Origin of the sequence: Micromonospora sp. DT15, from assembly GCF_049841475.1 — a bacterium.
Lineage (GTDB): Bacteria > Actinomycetota > Actinomycetes > Mycobacteriales > Micromonosporaceae > Micromonospora.
In genome coordinates this window covers 279,031-300,736 of sequence record NZ_JBNCKJ010000010.1, presented here as the reverse complement: position 1 = coordinate 300,736, position 21,706 = coordinate 279,031, and the positions used below count along the sequence as shown (strand labels likewise).

At 72.6% G+C, this 21,706-nt stretch carries 8 protein-coding genes; 6 read left to right on the top strand and 2 right to left on the bottom strand.

From position 1 onward, the window contains the following. The first annotated feature begins 44 nt into the window (after positions 1–44). The 3 genes from ACLQ3F_RS23075 to purE all read left to right on the top strand — a co-directional run bounded on the left by ACLQ3F_RS23075 (position 45) and on the right by purE (position 3,959). Positions 45–2,081: a thioredoxin domain-containing protein gene (locus tag ACLQ3F_RS23075; protein WP_425851335.1), complete on the top strand. Its 2,037-nt coding sequence runs from the start codon at positions 45–47 to the stop codon at positions 2,079–2,081. 121 nt (positions 2,082–2,202) lie between these two features. After that, positions 2,203–3,378: a 5-(carboxyamino)imidazole ribonucleotide synthase gene (locus ACLQ3F_RS23070; protein ID WP_425851333.1), complete on the top strand. Its 1,176-nt coding sequence runs from the start codon at positions 2,203–2,205 to the stop codon at positions 3,376–3,378. A gap of 83 nt (positions 3,379–3,461) precedes the next feature. After that, positions 3,462–3,959 carry a 5-(carboxyamino)imidazole ribonucleotide mutase gene (gene purE, locus ACLQ3F_RS23065; protein ID WP_425851331.1) on the top strand — a complete coding sequence of 166 codons (498 nt, stop codon included), beginning with the start codon at positions 3,462–3,464 and terminating at the stop codon, positions 3,957–3,959. 267 nt (positions 3,960–4,226) lie between these two features. Here the strand turns inward: purE and ACLQ3F_RS23060 are convergent, their stop codons facing one another. After that, positions 4,227–9,122, bottom strand: a complete 4,896-nt coding sequence (locus tag ACLQ3F_RS23060; protein WP_425851329.1) for an SCO7613 C-terminal domain-containing membrane protein — start codon at positions 9,120–9,122, stop codon at positions 4,227–4,229. A 151-nt stretch (positions 9,123–9,273) separates the two neighbouring features. Further along, entirely contained in the window at positions 9,274–10,701 is a 1,428-nt protein-coding gene (locus tag ACLQ3F_RS23055; RefSeq protein ID WP_355005619.1) for a UDP-glucose dehydrogenase family protein, read from the bottom strand. A gap of 250 nt (positions 10,702–10,951) precedes the next feature. On the opposite strand from ACLQ3F_RS23055, the gene ACLQ3F_RS23050 reads away from it, so the two are divergent. The 3 genes from ACLQ3F_RS23050 (at position 10,952) to ACLQ3F_RS23040 (ending at position 21,690) form a co-directional block, all read left to right on the top strand. After that, positions 10,952–12,115 (top strand): acyl-CoA dehydrogenase family protein, encoded by a 1,164-nt coding sequence (locus ACLQ3F_RS23050; protein ID WP_355005618.1) that lies wholly within the window; start codon positions 10,952–10,954, stop codon positions 12,113–12,115. 1,302 nt (positions 12,116–13,417) lie between these two features. Further along, entirely contained in the window at positions 13,418–13,642 is a 225-nt protein-coding gene (locus tag ACLQ3F_RS23045) for an MbtH family protein (protein ID WP_425851327.1), read from the top strand. Next, on the top strand, positions 13,642–21,690 hold the full coding sequence (locus ACLQ3F_RS23040) for an amino acid adenylation domain-containing protein (RefSeq protein ID WP_425851325.1): 8,049 nt from the start codon (positions 13,642–13,644) through the stop codon (positions 21,688–21,690). Before ACLQ3F_RS23045 ends, ACLQ3F_RS23040 begins: the two co-directional genes overlap by 1 nt. Positions 21,691–21,706 lie beyond the last annotated feature (16 nt).

The window sequence follows — 21,706 nt, the reverse complement described above, 5'->3', positions numbered from 1 at the left end:
GTGGAGCCCGCGCGGTCCGCGCCGGGGCTGGCTATGGTCGTCAGGTGAACCGACTCGCCGAGGCCACCAGTCCGTACCTGCTCCAGCACGCCGACAACCCGGTCGACTGGTGGCAGTGGTCGGACGAGGCGTTCGCCGAGGCGAAGCGGCGGGACGTTCCGGTGCTCATCTCGGTGGGCTACGCGGCCTGCCACTGGTGCCACGTCATGGCGCACGAGTCGTTCGAGAACGAGCAGGTCGGCGCCCTGATGAACGACAACTTCGTGTCGATCAAGGTGGATCGTGAGGAACGCCCGGACGTGGACGCGGTCTACATGACCGCCACCCAGGCGATGACCGGCCAGGGCGGTTGGCCGATGACCGTCTTCGCCACCCCGGACGGCACCCCGTTCTTCTGCGGCACCTACTTCCCCCGACCCAACTTCGTCCAGTTGCTCCAGTCGGTCGCCACCGCCTGGCGGGAGCAGCGCGAGGCGGTGCTGGGCCAGGGCGCCGCCGTGGTCGAGGCGATCGGCGGCGCGCAGGCCGTGGGCGGCCCCACCGCGCCGCTGGACGCCCCGCTGCTCGACGCGGCGGCCGCGAAGCTGGCCAGCGAGTACGACGCCACGAACGGCGGGTTCGGTGGCGCCCCGAAGTTTCCGCCGCACATGAACCTGCTCTTCCTGCTGCGCCACCACCAGCGCACCGGCGACCCGGGCAGCCTGGAGATCACCCGGCACACGGCCGAGGCGATGGCCCGGGGCGGCCTCTACGACCAACTCGCGGGCGGCTTCGCCAGGTACTCGGTGGACGCGCACTGGACGGTGCCGCACTTCGAGAAGATGCTCTACGACAACGCGCTGCTGCTGCGGCTCTACACCCAGCTGTGGCGACTCACCGGCGACCCGCTGGCCCGCCGGGTGGCCCGCGACACCGCCCGGTTCCTCGCCGACGAGCTGCACCGGCCCGGGCAGGGGTTCGCGTCCGCACTGGACGCCGACACCGAGGGCGTCGAGGGGCTCACCTACGCCTGGACGCCCGCGCAGCTCGTGGAGGCGTTGGGCGAGGAGGACGGCCGGTTCGCCGCCGACCTGTTCACCGTCACCGACGACGGCACGTTCGAGAAGGGCATGAGCGTGCTGCGGCTCGCCCGGGACGTGGACGACGCCGCGCCCGAGGTGCGCGCCCGCTGGCAGCAGGTGGTCGGGCGACTCCTCGCCGCCCGGGACACCCGCCCCCAGCCGGCCCTCGACGACAAGGTGGTGGCCGCCTGGAACGGCCTGGCGATCACCGCCATCGCCGAGTTCCAACAGGTCGCCGCCGTGTACGCGTCCCCGCAGGATGAGGACGCCAACCTGATGGACGGCGTCACCATCGTCGCCGACGGGGCGATGCGCCAGGCCGCCGAGCACCTGGCCGCCGTACACCTGGTGGACGGCCGGCTGCGCCGGGTCTCCCGGGACGGCAAGGTCGGCGAGCCGGCCGGTGTCCTGGAGGACTACGGCTGTGTTGCCGAGGCCTTCTGCGCGCTGCACCAACTCACCGGCGAGGGCCGCTGGCTGACAGTGGCCGGCGAGCTGCTGGACACCGCCCTGGCGCACTTCGCCGCGCCCGGTGGCGCCTTCTACGACACCGCCGACGACGCGGAGCGGCTGGTCGCCCGCCCGGCCGACCCGACCGACAACGCCACCCCGTCCGGCCGGTCGGCGTTGATCGCCGGGCTGGTGGCGTACTCGGCGCTGACCGGGGAGACGCGCTACCGGGAGGCCGCCGAAGCGGCCCTCGGCACTGTCGCGCCGATCGTCGGTAAGCACCCCCGGTTCACCGGGTACGCGGCAACCGTCGGCGAGGCGTTGCTCTCCGGGCCGTACGAGATCGCCGTGGTCACCGACGACCCGGCCGGCGACCCCCTGGTGGCCGCCGCCCGCCGGCACGCGCCGCCCGGAGCGGTGGTCGTCGCCGGGCGTCCGGACCAGCCGGGTGTTCCGCTGCTCGCCGACCGTCCGCTGGTCGAGGGGCGGTCCGCCGCGTACGTCTGCCGGGGTTTCGTCTGCCAGCGGCCGGTCACCTCGGTCGAGGAGCTGGTAGCCGAGCTCGGCTGAGCGCACGGCCACGCCCGGTAGTCGCCCGCCCCGCCCGCCGGGTGGTCCCGCCAGCGCTGCCGAGGCGGGTCGCCAGCCCTCCCGGTGGGCCCGTCGACGGCCCGGATAGGCTGGCCGCGCTATGGATTCCCGTACCGGTCTGCCAGTTGTCGGCATGGTGGGTGGCGGCCAGTTGGCCCGAATGACCCACCAGGCCGCGATCGCCCTCGGCCAGTCACTGCGTGTGCTCGCGACCGCCCCTGACGACGGCGCGGCGCTGGTCGCCGCCGACGTCCAGTACGGCGACCACACCGACCTGGCCGCGCTGCGCACCTTCGCCAAGGGCTGCGACGTCGTCACCTTCGACCACGAGCACGTACCTTCCGAGCACATCCGCACGCTGGCGGCGGAAGGGGTGCCCCTCTACCCGCCGGCGGACGCGCTGCTGCACGCCCAGGACAAGCAGGTCATGCGGGAACGCCTGACCGAGCTGGGTGCGCCCAACCCGGCCTGGCGGCCGGTCGCGGAGCCCGCCGACCTCGTCGGCTTCGGCGAGCAGGTCGGCTGGCCGGTGGTCCTCAAGGCGGCTCGGGGTGGGTACGACGGCCGGGGCGTCTGGATGGTCGACGACGCCGCCCAGGCCACCGAGTTGGCGACCACGCTGCTCGCTGGCGGCACTCGGCTGATCGTCGAGGAGCGGGTGCCGCTGCGGCGGGAGCTGGCCGTGCAGGTGGCCCGTTCGCCGTTCGGTCAGGTGGCCGCGTACCCCGTGGTCGAGACCGTGCAGCGCGACGGCATCAACGTGGAGGTCCTCGCCCCGGCCCCCGGCCTGGACGAGGAGCTGGCGGTCTCCGCTCAGCAGCTCGCCATCGACCTGGCCACCGCGCTCGGTGTGATCGGCCTGCTGGCCGTGGAGTTGTTCGAGGTGCGCGACGACGCCGGCCTGCCCGCGATCGTGGTCAACGAGCTGGCGATGCGACCGCACAACTCCGGGCACTGGACCATCGAGGGTGCCCGGACTTCGCAGTTCGAGCAGCACCTGCGGGCCGTGCTGGACTACCCGATGGGGGACACCGCGCTGACCGCCCCGGTGGTGGTGTCGGCGAACGTGCTCGGCGGTGAGCCGGGCGGGATGTCGATCGACGAGCGGTTGCACCACCTCTTCGCCGCCGAGCCGGGCGCCAAGGTGCACCTGTACGGCAAGCAGGTGCGACCTGGCCGCAAGATCGGGCACGTCACAGTGCTCGGTGACGACCTGGACGACCTGCGGGCGCGGGCCGCACGTGCCGCGCGCTGGCTGCGCGAGGGCCACGAGTGAGCCACGGTTTCGAATGAACCACGGGTTCGGGTGAACCAGGGTTCCGGGTGAACCACGGTTTTGGGAACGAGGAGAGGGCCGTAGTGAGCACTGTTGGCTTGATCATGGGCAGCGACTCGGACTGGCCGACCATGCGGGCCGCGGCCGACGTGTTGGACGACTTCGGCGTGGCGTACGAGGTCCGGGTGATCTCGGCGCACCGGACTCCGGTCGCGATGATCGAGTACGGGCGCGACGCTGCCGACCGGGGCCTCAAGGTGATCATCGCGGGGGCCGGGGGTGCCGCCGCGCTGCCTGGCATGGTGGCCTCGGTGACGCCATTGCCGGTGATCGGCGTGCCGGTGCCGCTGAAGCACCTCGACGGCATGGACTCGCTGCTGTCCATCGTGCAGATGCCGGCCGGGATCCCGGTCGCCACCGTGTCGATCGGCAACGCCCGCAACGCCGGCCTGCTCGCCGTACGGATCCTCGGTGCCGCCGACGAGGGCCTGCGCGCCAAGATGGCGACCTACCAGCAGGACCTGGAGAAGCTGGTAGCAACAAAGGAAGCCGCCCTCCAAGCAACCCTGCCCCAGTCCTAACCCGCGCGAACCCCGCCCCGCCCCCGCGATCTTGCACTTTCGGTCGTTGTTCTGCGGCTTTCGCGCCTTATACCGCAACAGAAAGTGCAAGATCGCGCAAGGCCCACCGGCGAGCCCGGCCCACCCCGCGCCAGCCCCCGCGAACCCGCCCTCAACGGGTCGATCATGGAGTTGTGGTGCCCGGCGAGAGGGCATTTACGTGTTTCGTCCCCCACCACAACTCCATGATCGACACCAGTGCACTCGCCCTGCCGTGACCCTTCGGCGTTATCTCATGCCACGCAGGGCGGTCTGTAGGCGTTCCTGGGCGCGGCGGCGGCGCTCGTTGCTTGCGCCGAGCACCAGCAGCAGGATGCCCACCGGGATCAGCGCCAACCACGGTCCCAGGCTGAACAGGGCGTGGATCGCCGTGATCGCGGTGACCGACGCGCCGACGATCACCGGGGCCTGTTGCCGGCTGGACGAGCCGAAGATAAGCACCGCGACCGCGCCGAGCAGCAGGAGCATCTGCCGCACTGTGCTGGTCTCAGTGGCCAGCACGATCGCCAGCGTCGGCACGAAGGCCGCTACCAGCGCCGGGCCGTACGCCACCCAACTGCTCATGTCGGGCCGGTGGCGCAGCTCCAGGACGCCGACGAGGAGGGCCAGCACGGCGAACGGCAGGGTGTACGCCTCGGGCAGCGCCACGTCGGCGACTCGCATCAGGATCCACCACGCGGTGATCTCACAGACCACCACCGCCCAGAACAGGATCCGGCGTTCCACTGGCCGGCGACCGGGTCGGGTCGCCGCCACCCCGAGGACAGCGCCCCAGGCGGCCAGCAGGGCGGCGATGTGACGGGGCGAGTCGAAGGCGAGGGCCAACGCGATCAGCGCGGCAGCGTACCCGGTCCACTCCACAGTGGAGGCCTCTCGCTGCGCCTCAGGGCGGCGCAGCCGGGGCACTGTCGCGGCGAGCACCTGTAGGACCGCGCCGACGGCCAGCACTCCGAACGCCGACCAGACCGCCGCCAGCCCGGCGACCAGGCCGACGGTGAGCACGAAGAGCTGCGCCATGAGTGAGGCGAAGAGCCAGCCGAGGATGCGCGCCCGCTGGGTGGTGCCGAACAGCGCCGCCACCGCGCCCACCCCGACCGCGCTGCCCAGGGTGAACAGGGTCATCTGCCGGTCGGCCAGGCTGCCGGCGAGCCCGGCGCTGCCACCGGCCAGACCGATGGCGAACACCAGCACCCGGGCCAGCCGCAGTGAGCGGGCCCGCTCGACCAGTGCCGGCGGTGGGGTCAGTGCGAGACCGAGCATCGCGATGGTGAAGACGGAGAGCGCGGCGACGGTGCTGGCGGGCCAGCCCTGGCCCAGCGCGATGGGTGCGATCAGCAGCGTGACGGCCGCTCCGGGCAGCACCACCGGCACGGCCCGGGAACGCCGCCCGCCGCTGAACCCGGTGGCGGCCAGCGCGGCGGTCGCGGTGAGCAGCAACGCCGTCAGTACGTGGGTCGGGTTGACCACGTCCGGTGGAGGGGTGAGCAGCTCCGGCGGCGGGCCCTGCCAGATCCGGGTGAGTGTGCGGTGCGGCTCGACCAGGGCGGTGACCAGCGCGGGGGCTATCGAGGCGAGCGCCAGGGCGGTCGGCAGCGCCGCCGCCGCCAACGCACCCGCGGCCGGGTTGACCCGCCACCGCCGTCGTTCCGCGTCGTCCGGCAGCCGCCGCAGGGCCCCGTCGAGTCGGACCGCCCAGCGCCGGACCGGCTGGGCCGCGCCGGTGGGCGGCACGGTGGCCGCGCGGATCAGTTCGGCCAGTACGCCGAGCAGGGCGGCGGCGGCCGCGTAGACGCCTGCGGCGAGGCCGGTGGGGATGGCGGCGAGGGCGCTGATGGTGGCCCCGCCGACGACCGCCACGCTGACCCAGGGCAGATATTGCGGCACCAGTCGGCGGACCGCTGCCACGGCGGCCAGGCCGAGGCTGGTCGCGGCCAGCGCGGCGGTCAGCACCACCTGCGCCGAGTGGTCGAACTCGGCGGACAGTGCCGCCACCGCACCCGGGAGGGCCAGCAGGGCGGCACCGATCGCCGCGCCGCCGATCTGCGCCAGGTGCGGCGGCATGCCCTCGGTGTCGATGTCGGCGACCTGTGGACCGGCGAGGACGCGGGCCAGTGTGGCCACCACCACGCCGATCAGCGCGATGCTGCCCAGCGCCAGGGCCGTGGTCCACGGGCGGACCAGTCCGGCGCCGGCGGCGTGCAGCGCGACGACCCCGGCCACAGTGGCCCGGGACAGCCCGGCGCGTGCCTCCTCCGTGGCCACCGCGGCCATGCCGAACACGGTGGCGACCATTCCGCCGACCAGCACCGGTGACCACCAGGCCAGATCGAATGCGGCCGGTGCGCCGATCGTGGCGAGCACCACCGCCACACCGGACACGTCCCAGCGCCACGGCGGCGGGAGCAGGATGCCGGCGGCGAGGGCCAGCAGTGCCAGCGCGACCGGCGCCTGCCAGGTGGCACCGCCGACGGGGGCGGCCGGCCAGTCGCTCAGGTCGCCCCTCCAGATCGGGCCGGGGGTGGCCAGCACGCCGACCCCGCCGCGCACCGCCGTCCAGCCGGCGAGGACGCCGATCAGGACGCCGCCGACGGTGAGGCCGAGGATCGGACCGCGTCGCCACTCCTCCGGCATGCTGCGGGCGGCCACGGCGACCACCAGGAGCAGTGCGGCGGCCACCGCCAGCTGCCCGCCGGGGGCGAGCACCGCCCCGATCCGTACCAGCGTGGCGATCAGGGCGGTGGTGACCGCCGCGGCGGCCAGGTCCGAGCCGTCGAGGGTGAGGTCGGCTCGACGGCCGGCGTCGATGGAGGGGGCCAGGAAGAGCAGCACCGCCGCGACCAGCAGGAGCGCGCCCACCCAGGCGTCGGCGACGGTCGCGCCGGGCGCCCCGAACGCGGCGGCGGTGACCATCAGCGCGCCCAGCCCGGTGCCCACCGACAGCGGAACGGGGATGTGGCGCTGGGAGACCTGCACGACGGCCGCGTAGCCCAGTGTCACGCAGACCGCCAGGAAGCTGGCCGCCAGGATCGGAACGGTCACCTCGCGCAGGCTCGCCGGGGTGAGGAGCGGGTCGTTCGGCATGGTCGCGGCCACGAACGCCGCCACCGCCCCGGGCAGCGCGAACGCGGCCCCACCGGCGGCCCAGGCGGTGACCGTCTCGGAGGCGGCCGAGGCGATCCGGATCCGGGGCGCCAGCGTGACAAGCGTGCCGGCCGCGAACAGGGTGATCAGGACCGCGGCGGTGAGGGTGGGGCTGGCCAGGCTGGCACCCGCGCCGAACAGGCCGACCACGGCCGCGCCGATGGCGTGCGCCACAGCGGCTCGGTCGGTGCGGGCGGACAGCCCGATGATCCCGATGCCGATCGCGGTGATCACCATTGGCCAGGGGGCCGTCGCCCAGCCGAGACCGAACGAGGCTGGAACGGCGAGCGCGGTCAGCGCCGCGCCGGCGACCGCGAACTCCCGGCGGATCTCGGTGGGCAGGGCCAGCACCGCCGCGATGGTGAGCAGGAACGCGGCACCCGCGAGCTGCCAGGTCGTCGGCCCGACGGCGGCGGCCAGCTCGCCCGGGTATCGGCTGAGGTCGGGGTTCCAGGCGGGCAGTGCCGCCCGGACCGGTGCCACCCCGGCGCGTAGCGCGCCGCCGGCGACCACCAGACCACTGACGGTCAGCGCCACCGCTGAGGCCAGCTGTGGGCCACGTCGGGCCGCCTCCGGGACCGCGCGCACCGCCAGCCCGGTCACGGTGATGACCGCCGCGATCAGCAGCAGCGCCCGGCCGGGGAGTGCCACCGAGGCGATCCGGCTGAGCGAGCCGATCACCGCCAGGGTGACGATGCCGGCCGCGACGTCCGGCAGCGGCGGGCGCCGCAGCACCAACGCGCCGGCCAGCCCGATCACGGAGGCCAGCAGCAGCACCACCCCGGCGCCGGTAGCGGTCGGCACGGTCTGTGCCCGCAGCAGGGCGGTGACCGCGTACGCCAGCGAGACGGCGACCGCCAGGGCGTGCAGCAACCAGGTCAGCTCACGCAGGCCGGGCACCGGCCTGGTGGGCTGCGGGTCCGTCGCGCCGCCGCTGGCGTCGATCAGCTCGGCGGCCTCCTCCGGGTCGCCCTCCGGCCTGCTCTCGGCGTCTCGTTGGCGGGGCGCGGGCGGCGTGCCTGGCGATGGCAGGTCCTGCCGGACCTGGCGTTCGACGGTCACGCTGGAGCGGGCCAGGCCGAGGTCGACGAGGGCGACCAGGGCCAGCACCAGCGCCCAGCCGCCCGGGCCGGTGATCTGGTCGTACGCCAGCAGCGGCAGCACCGGCTGGGCGGCGAGGACGGTGGCGAAGCGGGGCGCGCGCAGACCGGTCCAACCGGCGTACCCGAATGCGACGCCGGCGGTGACCGCGAAGATCACCCCGGCGAAGACCGTGCCCGAGCCGCCGCCGACGCCGATCCGGTCCACCGCCCAGAGGGCGTTGCCGGCGAGCGGCACCAGCAGCAGGCCGACCGCGGCGATGGTCTCGGCGGTCGAGGTGAGCCCGCGCCGGGCCAGTGCCGGCGGGGCGAGCAGCATCAGCACGGTGGCCAGGAGCAGGATGCCGAGCCGGGCCAGCGCGTCCATCGAGCTGGTGGCCACCGCGGCGAAGACCACGGCGGCCACGCCGAGCAGCAGCGCGCCCAGCCCCAGCGGGATGTTCTGCACCTCCCGCGAGGACGCCTCCGGCGGGTGCTCCGGGTCGTCCACGTCCAGCCAGGCGGCCCGGGGCGGGGGCGGCGGCGGGTCCTCGGGGGCGGGCGGAGTGCCCTGGCGGGGCACCCGGGGCGGCGCGCCCATGGTGGCAGTCGGTGGTCGCCGGCCGGGGCGGCGGCGCAGTACCCGGCGTGGGCGGGTGGCCTGCTTGAGCCGCTCCTCGCTGGCGTGGGCGAGGATGTCCCGCTGGAAGAGCGCGGCCTGCATCTTGGCGGCGATCTGCCGCTGCTCGCGGGCGATGGCGGCGTCGCGCGCCTTCATCTCCGCGATCGAACGCTCGATGTCGGCCAGGTGCTCGGCCCACTGTGGTTGATCTGCCCCACAGTGCGGGCATCGAACGGCCGGCTTGATCTCCCGGCCGCACGAGGAGCATTGAAAGGTCGCCACGACACCCCTCCACCCGCACTGTGGACTCCCACTGTCGCAGCATGCCCAAAGCTGGCGCGGATTTCGACTCTTGTCGGCGGGTCCGGGGCAAACAACGACACCGGCCGGCCATCGAGATGCTCGATGGCCGGCCGGCGGGGCGTCCGTTGGGTCAGGGGCGACCCATGCCCCGGTACTCCCAGCCCGCCTGGGCCCAGAGTGCCGGGTCGAGGCAGTTGCGGCCGTCGACGACCTTGCGGCCCTTGACCAACTCGCCGAGGGCGACCGGGTCGGCGTTGCGGAAGTCGGCCCACTCGGTGAGGACGCAGACCAGGTCGGCCTCGTTGACCGCCTCGTTGATGCTGCTCTCGTACGTCAACTCGGGGACCGCGCGGCGGGCGTTCTCGGTGCCCTGCGGGTCGTACACGTGCACGTCGGCGCCGGCCTTGTGAAGCAGCGCGGCGACGGCGAGCGCCGGGGCGTCGCGGACGTCGTCGGTGTTGGGCTTGAAGGTGGCGCCGAGTACGGCGATCCGGGTGCCGGAGAAGTCTGGGCCGGCCGGGCCGGAGCGGCGGCCCAGCAGGTCCGCGGCGAGCTGGAGCACCCGCGTACGCCGGCGCAGGTTGATCAGGTCGACCTCGTGGAGGAAGCGCAGTGCCTCGCCGGCGCCCAGCTCCTGGGCGCGGGCCTGGAAGGCCCGGATGTCCTTGGGCAGGCAGGCGCCTCCGAAGCCGAGGCCGGCCTGGAGGAACCGGTTGCCGATCCGCGGGTCGTAGCCGATCGCGCGGGCCAGCTGGGTGACGTCGCCACCGGAGGCCTCGCAGACCTCGGCCATCGCGTTGATGAAGGAGATCTTGGTGGCCAGGAAGGCGTTCGCGGCGACCTTGACCAGCTCAGCGGTGGAGAAGTCGGTAACCACCAGGGGCACCTCGCGGTCCTCCGTGGCGGCCAGGTCGAACACGCCCTTGTGCGCGGCGTAGAGCATGCCGTTGGCCCACTCGCTCTTGACGCCGACCACGATCCGGTTGGGCCGCAGGACGTCGTCGACGGCGAAGCCCTCCTGGAGGAACTCGGGGCTCCACGCCACCTCGACGTCCAGGTCGTTCGGGGTGTGCTTGCCGACGAGTTGCTCGACCCACTCGGCGGTGCCGACCGGCACGGTGGACTTGCCGACGATCAACGCCTTGCGGGTCAGGTGCTGCGCGAGGCTGGTGACCGACGCCTCGACGTACGACAGGTCGGCGCCCATGCCGTCGGCCCGCTGCGGGGTGCCGACGCAGATGAAGTGCACGTCACCGAACTCGGCGGTCTCGGCGATGTCGGTGCTGAACCGGAGGCGGCCGGCGGCGAGGTTGCGCCGGAGCAGCTCGTCCAGGCCGGGCTCGTGGATCGGCACCTGACCGGCGTTCAGCATCGCGATCTTGTCGGCGTCGACGTCGAACCCGAGAACCTCGTAGCCCAGTTCTGCGTAGCAGATGGCGTACGTCGCACCGAGGTAACCAGTCCCTAGGAACGTCACCCGCGGCCGGGGTGCGCCCGAGGGCGGGGTCACCGCGGCGATGGCGGGGGTCGGCTGGATGGTGGGGTAGGGGATCGTCACGCCTGTCTTCTCCGCTCGCGCTGGCGCCGCGTCGTCGCGTCGCATTCTGCTGCGGCGCCTGGGCGGGGCACCGGAGGGTGGCTCACTGTCTCAATCTCCATCATCGCTGAGCGCGCTAGGTGCGCCGTCCTGCCCATACCTACGCGCCGGTAACATCACCTGAACTGCAGTCGCTAGTCTTCAGTCTGCGCCGTCGGCGGTCAGGAGTCGTCACAGACTGCGCATGATAGTGGTGAAGGGGAGGGCCGAGATGGCCGCAGGGGAGTCGTTCGACGTCTACCGGTTGCCGGAGGAGCACCAGGCGATCCGGGAAGCCGTGCGAGAGGTCTGCGCCGCGAAGGTGGCTCCGCACGCCGCAGAGGCCGACGAGACGGGGGAATTCCCCAAGGCGTCCTACGACGCGCTGCGAGCGGCCGACTTCCACGCACCTCACATCCCCGAGGAGTACGGCGGCGCGGGCGCGGACGCGCTGGCCACCGCCATCGTGATCGAGGAGGTGGCCCGTGCCTGCGCGTCGTCCTCGCTGATCCCGGCGGTGAACAAACTCGGCACCATGCCGCTCCTGTTGTCCGGTTCCGCCGACCTCAAGGCTCGCTACCTGACGCCGGTCGCGGCCGGTGAGGCGATGTTCTCGTACTGCCTCTCCGAGCCCGAGGCGGGCAGTGACGCGGCGTCCATGACCACCAGGGCGGTACGTGACGGGGATCACTGGGTGCTCAACGGTGTCAAGCGCTGGATCACCAACGCAGGGGTGTCCGAGTTCTACACCGTATTCGCCGTCACCGACCCGTCCGCCCGGTCCCGGGGCATCTCGGCCTTCGTGGTCGAGAAGTCCGATGCCGGGGTGAGCTTCGGCGCGCCAGAGAAGAAGCTCGGCATCAAGGGCTCGCCCACCCGCGAGGTCTACCTCGACAACGTGCGGATCCCGGCCGACCGGATGATCGGCGCGGAGGGCACCGGCTTCGCGACCGCGATGAAGACCCTGGACCACACCCGGGTCACCATCGCCGCGCAGGCCGTCGGGATCGCGCAGGGCGCGCTCGACTACGCGAAGGGGTACGTGGCCGAGCGTCGCCAGTTCGGCAAGGCGGTCGCCGAGTTCCAGGGGATCCAGTTCATGCTGGCCGACATGGGCATGAAGCTCGAGGCGGCCCGGCAGCTCACGTACGCGGCTGCTGGCAAGTCGGAGCGTGGCGACGCGGATCTGACCTACTTCGGCGCGGCGGCCAAGTGCTTCGCCTCGGACGCCGCCATGGAGATCACCACCGACGCGGTGCAGTTGCTGGGTGGCTACGGCTACACGCGGGACTACCCGGTCGAGCGGATGATGCGGGACGCCAAGATCACCCAGATCTACGAGGGCACGAACCAGGTGCAGCGGATCGTGATGGCCCGGCAACTATTGCAGGGCTGACCGAGGGGTTTCCGAACGCCGTTGCTCAAGCGTCCGGTGCCGGCAGTCGCCGGTGCCGGCGCGCGGCATCCCGGCGCTCGGGTAAAGGTGGGGCAGCGCCGCACCGGGCCTGATTCGGCACGTACGCACACTGATCCTCATCGATGGGTCCGCGCACGCGTCCGCCCGGATTCGGGTGTCGACGGCCAGCTGGGTGCCCGGCGTCGGAGGCGCCTTCAGGTGCGCCGAGCGCCTATCCCCGGCGCCACGCACGCGTGTGGCGGCCTGTGCGACAAAGGAATCCGGCGCTAGACGCGTCGTCTGGGCCTGATCGGCTCCGGCAATCGAACGGAATCGTCCGGCGGCTCACGCATCGGCTTGTCGGCCCGGATGGTAGACGGCTTCGCGGGGGCAGTGATCCGGTGACGGTGGCGCGCTCTGTCGTGCCTCGCATTGCGCACGTTAACAACCATTACATTGACTGTTGTCCAACCATTCGGATGCTCGGCCAATGGATGATCGGTCGTTCTTTCCGCCTGTCGTGTGAGACTCGTCTCCGTGTCGGATTGTGACCACTATTTCCGCGATGAATGATTCTCCCCGTCCGGGCAAGGTGATCCTTCCGACGCGCCTCGTCCACTGTGGGCGGTGGCGTCGTCGTTGATCGTTCCGCACGGCGCAGAGGGCCCGCCGAGAATACCCCTGTACTGCATAGACGCGTTGCTGGCAACGCATTTCTGGCCGATTCCGGTCGTCCCGCCCGACCGCCCGGAGGCCCGCTCGACGGAGCGCCGGCGGGCCCGCCGACGTGCTCGGTCGACCAACCACCTGCGGAGCATTTGTCATAAATACGTCCCGGTTGGGATGGTCGACTTCAGCGGCAGGCAAGGGTCTTGACACGCTCCGTGTCTGATGGTTTTCTGTGCCTCGCTTGCGTTTACATTCATGAACGCTGTTGGGTCGCAACTTCGGGGGGGAGCGCGACGTGGGTTCAGCGTGGCTTGCCAAAATTTGCTTGACATCGACCGGGTTGCGTCCGTATAGGGCGCTCGGCTTCGGGTCGGATAGCCGATTAACGTGCAGGTGGCCGGCCGTGGCCGTGGTGGAATCCGATAGCGAGACACGCGGCGGTGAAACTCCGCACGTCCTCTGAGCGACGCATAGCAAAAGTCTCCGCAAACGACAGTTGACGACGCCCGATCTGGGGACGCGCGTCCCGACTGCGACGCCGGCAGGTCTGACCGCCATGGTCCCTGCCTGGCCGCCGTGCCGGTTCAGCGCTTCCTCGTCGGGTCCTGGGACCAGGCGCAAAGTGAGGAAGACGTGAACATTCTCGACAACCCCGACGGACGCTTCTTCGTAGTGGTGAACGACGAGGGGCAGCACTCGCTGTGGCCCGAGTCGCTCAGCCTGCCGGCCGGGTGGACGGTGGCTCACGGGCCCGCCGACCGTGCGTCCTGCCTGGACCACGTCACCACCGAGTGGACCGACATGCGGCCGCGCAGCCTCGTGACGCACCTGGAGAGCACTGCTCGGGAGGTGGCCTGATGACCACTGACGCGAGTGCCAGCCGCCCCGCGCCACACGGCGCGGCACTCTCGCCCGGCCGGTCACGCCTCGACTCGATGTCGCCCTCGAAGCGGGCCCTGTTCGAGAAGCGTCTCGGCGGCCGGCGCCCCCGGCCGGTCGAGGCGCTCGCCCGGGTGCCGCGAGGTGGCGACCTGCCCGTCTCCCCGGCACAGCGCCGGCTGTGGTTCATGGACCAGCTCGTCCCCGGCTCGGCGATGTTCAACGTGCCGACCGCCCTACGCCTGACCGGCGCACTCCGGCTCGACGTGCTCACCGACGCGGTGCGCGCCCTCGTCGACAGGCACGAGGCGCTGCGGACCGTGTTCGCGGCGAACGAGGGCGACCCGGTGCAGCGCATCCTGCCCGACATCGAGGTGGACCTCACCCCGCGCCCACTGCCCGTCGACGACGCGGCGGTGCTGGCCGCCGTACGCGACGAGGCGAGTCGTCCGTTCTCGCTCTCCGACGGGCCACTGGCTCGGGCCGCGCTGTTCCGGCAGACGCCCACCGCGCACGTGCTGGTGCTGACCCTGCACCACAGCATCTGCGACGGTTGGTCGGTCAGCCTGCTCATCGACGAGCTTCTGGAGCTGTACCGCGCCGGAGCAGAGGACCGGGCTCCCACGCTCGCGCCGCTCACCGTGCAGTACGCGGACTACGCCGCCTGGGAGAGCCGTCCCGACCGCGCCACCGAGCTGGCCGAAGGGCTCGACTACTGGAAGCGCGCACTGGCCGGCGCGGTACCCGTCATCGACCTGCCGTTGGACCGTCCCCGCCCGCCGGTGCAGTCCTTCCGGGGCGAGCGGCACCGCTTCGCCCTGCCCGACGGCCTGTGGCCGGCGGTGACAAGCCTGGCCCAGGAGGAGCGTGCCACCCCGTTCATGGTGCTGCTCGCCGGGTTCGCCGCGCTGATGTCGCGGTACGCGGCCCAGGACGAGGTTTCGGTGGTGACCCCGGTGGCGAACCGCCCCCGGGTCGAGCTGGAGACGATGGTCGGCTCCTTCGTCAACTCGATCGTCGTGCGGGTCGACACCTCCGGCGCGCCCACCTTCCGGGCCCTGGTGGGACGGGTCCGCGATCTCGTGCAGCAGGGCATGGCGCACGGCGAGGTGCCCTTCGACACGGTGGTGGAGGCGGTCGACCCGGAGCGCGACCTCGGCCACACGCCCCTCGCGCAGGTGATGTTCGCCCTCGTACAGGACCAGGCGCTTGAGGTCGAGGCGGCGGGGTTGCGGGTAACGGCCGTCGAACACCACCTGCCGATCAGCAAGCACGACCTGACGGTCGAGGTGTGGCCGGACGCCGACGGCCGGCTGCGGGGGCTGGCCGAGTACGCGACCGACCTCCTCGACGAGCACACAGTGGCGCGGATGGCCGCTCACCTCGGCGTGCTGCTGGTCGGTCTGACCGCCGCGCCGGACGCCCCGGTCGGGATGGCCCGACTCCTGTCCGCTGAGGAGACCCGGGCGGCGGTAGTGGACGGCAACCGCACCGAGGACCCGCTCCTCGGCGACGTGCGCGCGCACGAGCTGTTCGCTCGGCAGGCCGCCCGTACCCCCGACGCGCCCGCGCTCCTGGTCGGCGACCTGACTGTCACGTTCGGAGAGTTGGACCGCCGGGCCGACGCCCTCGCCGCGCGGCTGCGCCGGCACGGGGTGGGCCCGGAGATCCGCGTCGGCCTCTTCCTGGACCGGGGTGTCGACCTCGTCACGGCCGTGCTGGCCACCCTCAAGGCCGGCGGCGCGTACGTGCCGCTGGACGTGGGCGAGCCCGCCGAGCGGGTGCGGTTCATGCTCACCGACGCCGAGGTGCGGGTGGTCGTCACCAGCGCGGGCCGGGTCGCGGACCTACCGGACACCACCGACGTGTCGGTGCTGCTGCCCGACGGCGACGAGGACGCCACCACCGACCTGCCGCCGCTGCCGCGTCCGCACCCGGACAGCGCCTGCTACGTGATCTACACCTCGGGCTCGACGGGGCGACCCAAGGGTGTGGTGGTCACCCACCGCGGTCTGACCAACTACCTGGCGTGGAGCCTACGGACGTACCGGGTGGCCGAGGGCGGGGGCGCGCCCCTGGTCTCGCCGTTGCGGTTCGACCTGTCGGTGACGACGCTGTTCTGTCCGCTGCTGGCCGGACGCCCGGTGGTGCTCGTCGCCGACGGCACCGAGCTGGAGACCCTCACCGACCTGCTCGGCAGCGACCTGGACCTTGGGCTGGTCAAGCTCACCCCGGCCCACCTGGAGGCGCTGGACCGGGCCGTTCCGAGCCGGACCATCGCTGCGGACGGCTATCTGATCGTCGGTGGCGAGTCGCTGCACGGCACCACCGCCGCCGCCTGGCGGCGCCGGGCTCCGGGCCTGCGGATCGTCAACGAGTACGGGCCCACCGAGACCGTCGTCGGCTGCTGCGTGCACGAGGTGCACGACGGCACCGACCTGTCCGGTGTGGTGCCGATCGGTCGTCCGATCGCCAACACGCGGCTCTACGTGCTGGACGGCAACCTGCTGCCGGTGCCGCCCGGCACTGTCGGTGAGCTGTACGTGGCGGGTGCCGGTGTGGCCCGTGGCTACCACGGTCGGCCGGACCTGACCGCAGGGCGCTTCTTGCCCGACCCGTTCGCCCCGACGCCGGGGGAGCGCATGTACCGCACCGGCGACCTCGTCCGGGTGCGACCCGACGGCGAGCTCGACTGCCTGGGCCGGGTCGACACCCAGGTGAAGATCCGGGGGTACCGGGTCGAGTTGGCGGAGATCGAGGCCACCCTGACCCGGCTGCCGCAGGTCCGCGAGGCAGTGGTTCTGCTGCGTACCGACCGGCCTGGTGAGGAGCGGTTGGTCGCGTACGTCACAGCGGCCGGGGATTCCGCGGCCCACGACCCGCGTGACGCGCTGCGCGCGGAACTGCCGGAGTACATGGTGCCGGAGGTCGTCGTCACGCTCGACGCGCTGCCGTTGGCCGCCAACGGCAAGGTGGACCGGGCGGCCCTGCCCGCGCCCACGGCGGCCGAGCCGGCGCCCAGCCTGGCAGCTCCGCAGAGCCGGCTGGAGGAGGCCATCGCCGAGGTCTGGGCCGACGTGCTGGGGCGGCCGGTCGAGTCGATCGGACGGGACGCGAACTTCCTCGACCTGGGCGGGCACTCCCTGCTCGCGGTCCGGGCCATGGCCCGGCTGCGCAAGAAGCTCGACATCGAGCTGCCGCTGGCGGTGTTCCTGGAGTCCACCTCGTTGGCCGACCTGGGGGCCCGGATCGAGGCGCTCGGCGGGCGGGCCCCCCGGCCCGGTCTCGTCGCCGTCCCGAGGACCGGCCCGGTGCCGTTGTCGCACGCGCAGGGACGCCTGTACTTCCTCAACCGGCTCGCCGAGGACAGCGCGTTCTACAACGTGCCCCTCGCGCTGCGCTTCGACGGTGACCTGCGCGCCGACGCGCTGCGGGCGGCCTTCGGCGCGCTGTGGGCCCGGCACGAGGGGCTGCGCACCCGGTTCCCGTCCGTGGACGGCGAACCGGTGCAGGAGTTCCTGCCGGTCGACGCCGTGGCGTACGCCGAGGTGGACGTGCGGGGCGACGCCGACCCGGAGGGTCGGCTGGCCGCCCTCTTCGACGCCGAGGGGCGCACTCCGTTCGACCTGGCCGCCGGGCCGCTGCTGCGCGGCACCCTGGTGCGGGTACGCCCCGACTCGCACGTGCTGCTGTTGACGCTGCACCACACCGTCTCCGACGGCTGGTCCCTGAACATCGTGTTGGACGACCTGGTGACGCTCTACCGGGAGATCGCCCAGGAGCAGCCGTCCTCGTTGCCCGAGCTGACACACACCTATGTGGACTACACGTTCTGGCAGCGGTCCTGGCTGACCGGCGCCGAGCTGGACGACCAGCTCGACTGGTGGAAGCGGCATCTCGACGGCGTACCCACGCTGGACCTGCCGACCGACCGGCCGCGACCGGCGGTGCAGACCTTCCGCGGAGCGCGCCACGACGTCAGTTGGTCGGCCGAGCGGTCCCGGGCGGTGGCCGACCTGGCCCGGCGGGAGAAGGTCTCCCTGTTCATGGCGTTGCTGGCCGGCTTCGACGTGCTCATGGCCCAGCTCAGTGGCCAACGGGACATCACCGTCGGCACGCCCGTCGCCAACCGCACCAGCACCGAATTGGAGAAGCTCGTCGGGTTCTTCGCCAACACTCTGGCGCTGCGGGTCGACCTCTCCGGCGACCCCACTTTCCGCGAGGTGCTGCGGCGGGTCCGCAGCACGGCGCACGGTGCGTTCGCCCACCAGGACGTCCCCTTCGAGATGGTCGTCGACGCGGTGGCGCCCACCCGCAGCCTCAGCCACTCACCGCTGTTCCAGGTGCGCTTCGCGTTGCAGAACGCCCCGGGCGGCCTGCCCGACCCGGGCCCCGGCCTCACCCTCACGTCGATCGACAACGAGCAGTGCACCGCCCGCTTCGACCTGCTGATCGACCTGTGGGAGACCGAGGACGGCATCGAGGGGCACGCCGAGTACAGCACCGACCTGTTCGACGAGGGCACCGTCGAGGCGATGATGAGCCGCCTCGGGGTGCTGATGGACCGGTTGGTCGGTGACCCCGACCAGCGCGTCTTCGACGTGGATCCCCTCCTGCCGGGCGAACGGGAGCGTCTCGACGCGCTCGCGCACGGTCCGGCGCTGCCGGTTGGCGCAGTGCACCGCACGCTCGCCGCCCGGGTGGCCGAGCAGGCGGGACGCCGACCCGACGCTCCGGCGGTCACCAGCGGCGAGACGACCCTCTCCTACGGAGACCTGCACCGCCGCAGCGGTGACCTGGCCCGGGTGCTCGCCGAACGCGGCGCGCGCCCGGAAACGACTATCGCCCTGCACCTCGACCGGGGCGTCGACGTCGTCGTGGCGGCGTTGGCCGTCCTGGAGACGGGTGCCGCGTACGTGCCGCTGGACCCCGCGTACCCCGCGCAGCGGTTGGCCGCGATCGTGGCGGACGCCCGGCCGGCGATGACGCTCACCACCCGCGACCTGGCAGGTCGTACGCCCCAGGGCGCGGGCGAGGTGGTGACTATCGAGGACCTGCCGGCCCCGGTGGGCCCCCGGCCGACACCGGCGCTGCGACCGGAGCACCCGGCCTACGTGGTCTACACCTCCGGCACCAAGGGGCTCCCCAAGGGTGTTGTGGTGACCCACGGCGGGCTGTCCGCGTACCTGGACGGGCTGCCGGCCGCGCTGGCCCTGCCCGACGAGCCGGTGTTCCTGCACACCGCGTCGTTCGCGTTCTCGTCGTCGGTGCGGCAGTTCGCCGTTCCGCTGACGCTGGGCGGCCACGTGGTCGTCGCCGGGCGCGCGCACCTGGCCGACCCGTTGGCGCTGCTCACCTTCGTCACCGCGCACGGCGTGCAGGTGCTTGACCTGGTGCCGTCGTACCTGCGGGTCCTGCTGCCGGCGCTCACCTCGCCCGGCGGGTGGCGGCCACGGGTGGTGCTCACCGCCAGCGAGCCGCTGCGCTACGAGCTTCCCGAGGCCATCCGCAACGCGCCGGGGACGGCGCCCCGGCTGGTCAACATGTACGGCCAGACCGAGACGACGGGCATCGTCGCCGTGTCGGAGGTCCGCATCGACCGGGCGGGCCGCCAGGCGGTGGTGCCGCTCGGTCGGCCGATCCCGGGCGCGCGGCTGTACGTACTCGACGAGAGGCTGCGGCCGGTGCCGACCGGCCTGCCCGGCGAAATCGTCGTCGGGGGTGCGGGCCTGGCCCGGGGCTACCTGGGGGACGCCGCGTCGACCGCCGAGCGGTTCGTGCCCGACCCGCTGGGCACGCCGGGCGACCGGCTCTACCGCACCGGTGACCGGGGGCGGCTGCTGCCGGACGGCACCGTGGAGTTCCTGGGCCGGATCGGCGACCAGGTCAAGATCCGGGGGCACCGGGTCGAGCCGGACGAGGTCGCCTCGGCGCTGTCCGCCCTGGACGGCGTGGGCGAGTGCGTGGTGCTCTGCGACGACGATGGTGCGGACGACCGGCGGCTGGTGGCCCACGTGGCGCTGCGGCCGGGTGCCGCGCTCTCCACCGACGACCTACGTGCGGCGCTGCGGGAGCGGCTGCCGGACTACATGGTGCCGACGGTGGCGCTCGTCGACCGCCTGCCCCGGCTGCCCAACGGGAAGGTCGACCGGGCCGCGTTGACGGCGCCGACCACCACCACGGCTCCGGCCACCGCCGCTGCCACCGCCAGCGCCGAGACCCGGCGTGGACCGGTGGAGGAGATCCTGACCGGGATCTGGCGGGAGGTGCTGCGGGTGCCGGCGGTGGGTCCGGAGGACAACTTCTTCGCCCTGGGTGGGGACTCGCTGCACGTGATCCGGGTGGTGGACCGGGCCCGTAAGGCGGGTGTGGTGATCACGCCCGCGCAGTTCATCGCGTACCCCACCATCGCCGCGCTCGCCTCGGTCGCGACCGCCGCGCAGACGCCGGCCGACAAGGCGCGGGAGGTCCTCGCCGCGATCTGGCGGGAGGTGCTGCGGGTGCCGTCGGTGGGTCCGGAGGACAACTTCTTCGCCCTGGGTGGGGATTCGCTGCACGTGATCCGGGTGGTGGACCGGGCCCGTAAGGCAGGTGTGGTGATCACCCCCGCGCAGTTCATCGCGCACCCCACCGTCGCCGGCCTCGCGTCCGTGGCCGGTGGGCAGACGACCGCCGGTGCGGGTGGTGACGGAGTCCGGCGTACGGACCCCGGTGTGGTCCCGCTCGTCGCGTCGCACGTGGCCTTCGCCGAGCGAAACTTCGCCGACCCGCACAAGTACACGCACATCTTCATGTTCGATGCGCTGCGGTCACTCGACCCGGCGCTGGTGGAGCGGGCCGTGGCGGCGGTGATCACCCATCACGACTCGCTGCGGATCAGCTTCCCCCGACCCGGGGGCCGGTTGTCGGTCCGGGTCAACGAGCCCTACCAGCCCACGCCGTTCACCAACGTGGACCTGTCCGCCCTCGACCCGGCGGACCAGGAGGTCGCCTTCCAGCGCCTCGACCGCACCCTGCACCGCAAGCTCGACATCGAGAACGGGCCGCTGCTCCAGGTCGCCCTGGTCCGCTACGGGGCCGACCGTCCCGATCTGCTCGTGGTGATCGTCCACCACCAGTTGATGGACAACAGCTCCTGGGACGTCCTGATGGCGGATCTCCAGACCGCGTACCTGGCGGTGGAGGCCGGCGAGGAGCCGCGCCTGCCGTCGCCGACGGCGTCGTTCGCCGAGTGGTCGCGCAACCTGGACGCGCTCGCCCATGGCACCGAGTTGACCGAGGACATCGCGTACTGGACGGCGCTGGCCAAGGAACCCGTCCCGACCTGGCCGCTGGACCACCCCGACGGAGACGACTGCATGTCGTCGGAGGCGACGGTGGTGGTCGGGCTCGACGCGGAGGAGACCGCCGCGCTGCGCCGGCTGGTGCCGCAGGAGTACGGCCTGAGCGTCAACGACGCGCTGCTGGCCGCCACCCTCCAGGGCTTCACCGACTGGTCCGGTCAGTCGTCGATCCTGGTCGACCTCGTCGCCCGGGGTCGGGAGATGGGCGGCCAGGACCTCGACCTGTCCCGTGCCATCGGCCGCTTCTCGATGACCTCACCCCGGCTCGTCCGCCGACCCGAGAAGCCCGGCCCGAGGGCCCTGCTGGAGTCGGTCCGTGAGCAGATCGAGGCGGTGCCCCGGCGCGGCCTCGCCTTCGGCCTGCTGCGCTACCTCGGCGGGCATCCGGCGGTGGCGGACGCGCTCGCTCCGCTCGGCAAGCCGGACATCCTGCTCAACAACTGGGGCGAGTTCGCCCACGAGCCCGAGGAGTCGCCGCTGCTCGGGCCGGCCATGGACGACTCCTGGCCGATGCCGAAGCTGCAACGCATGCACCGGCTCCAGGTGTTCGCGCGGTTCGCCAACGGCGAGCTCAGCCTGCACCTGAAGTACAGCAAGAACCTCAACGAGCGGACGAGCATCGAGCGGCTCGCCGCCCTGACCCTGGCCGCCCTCCGGTCGTTCGTCCGGCCGGACGCCGACTGACCCGGACCACGACCCG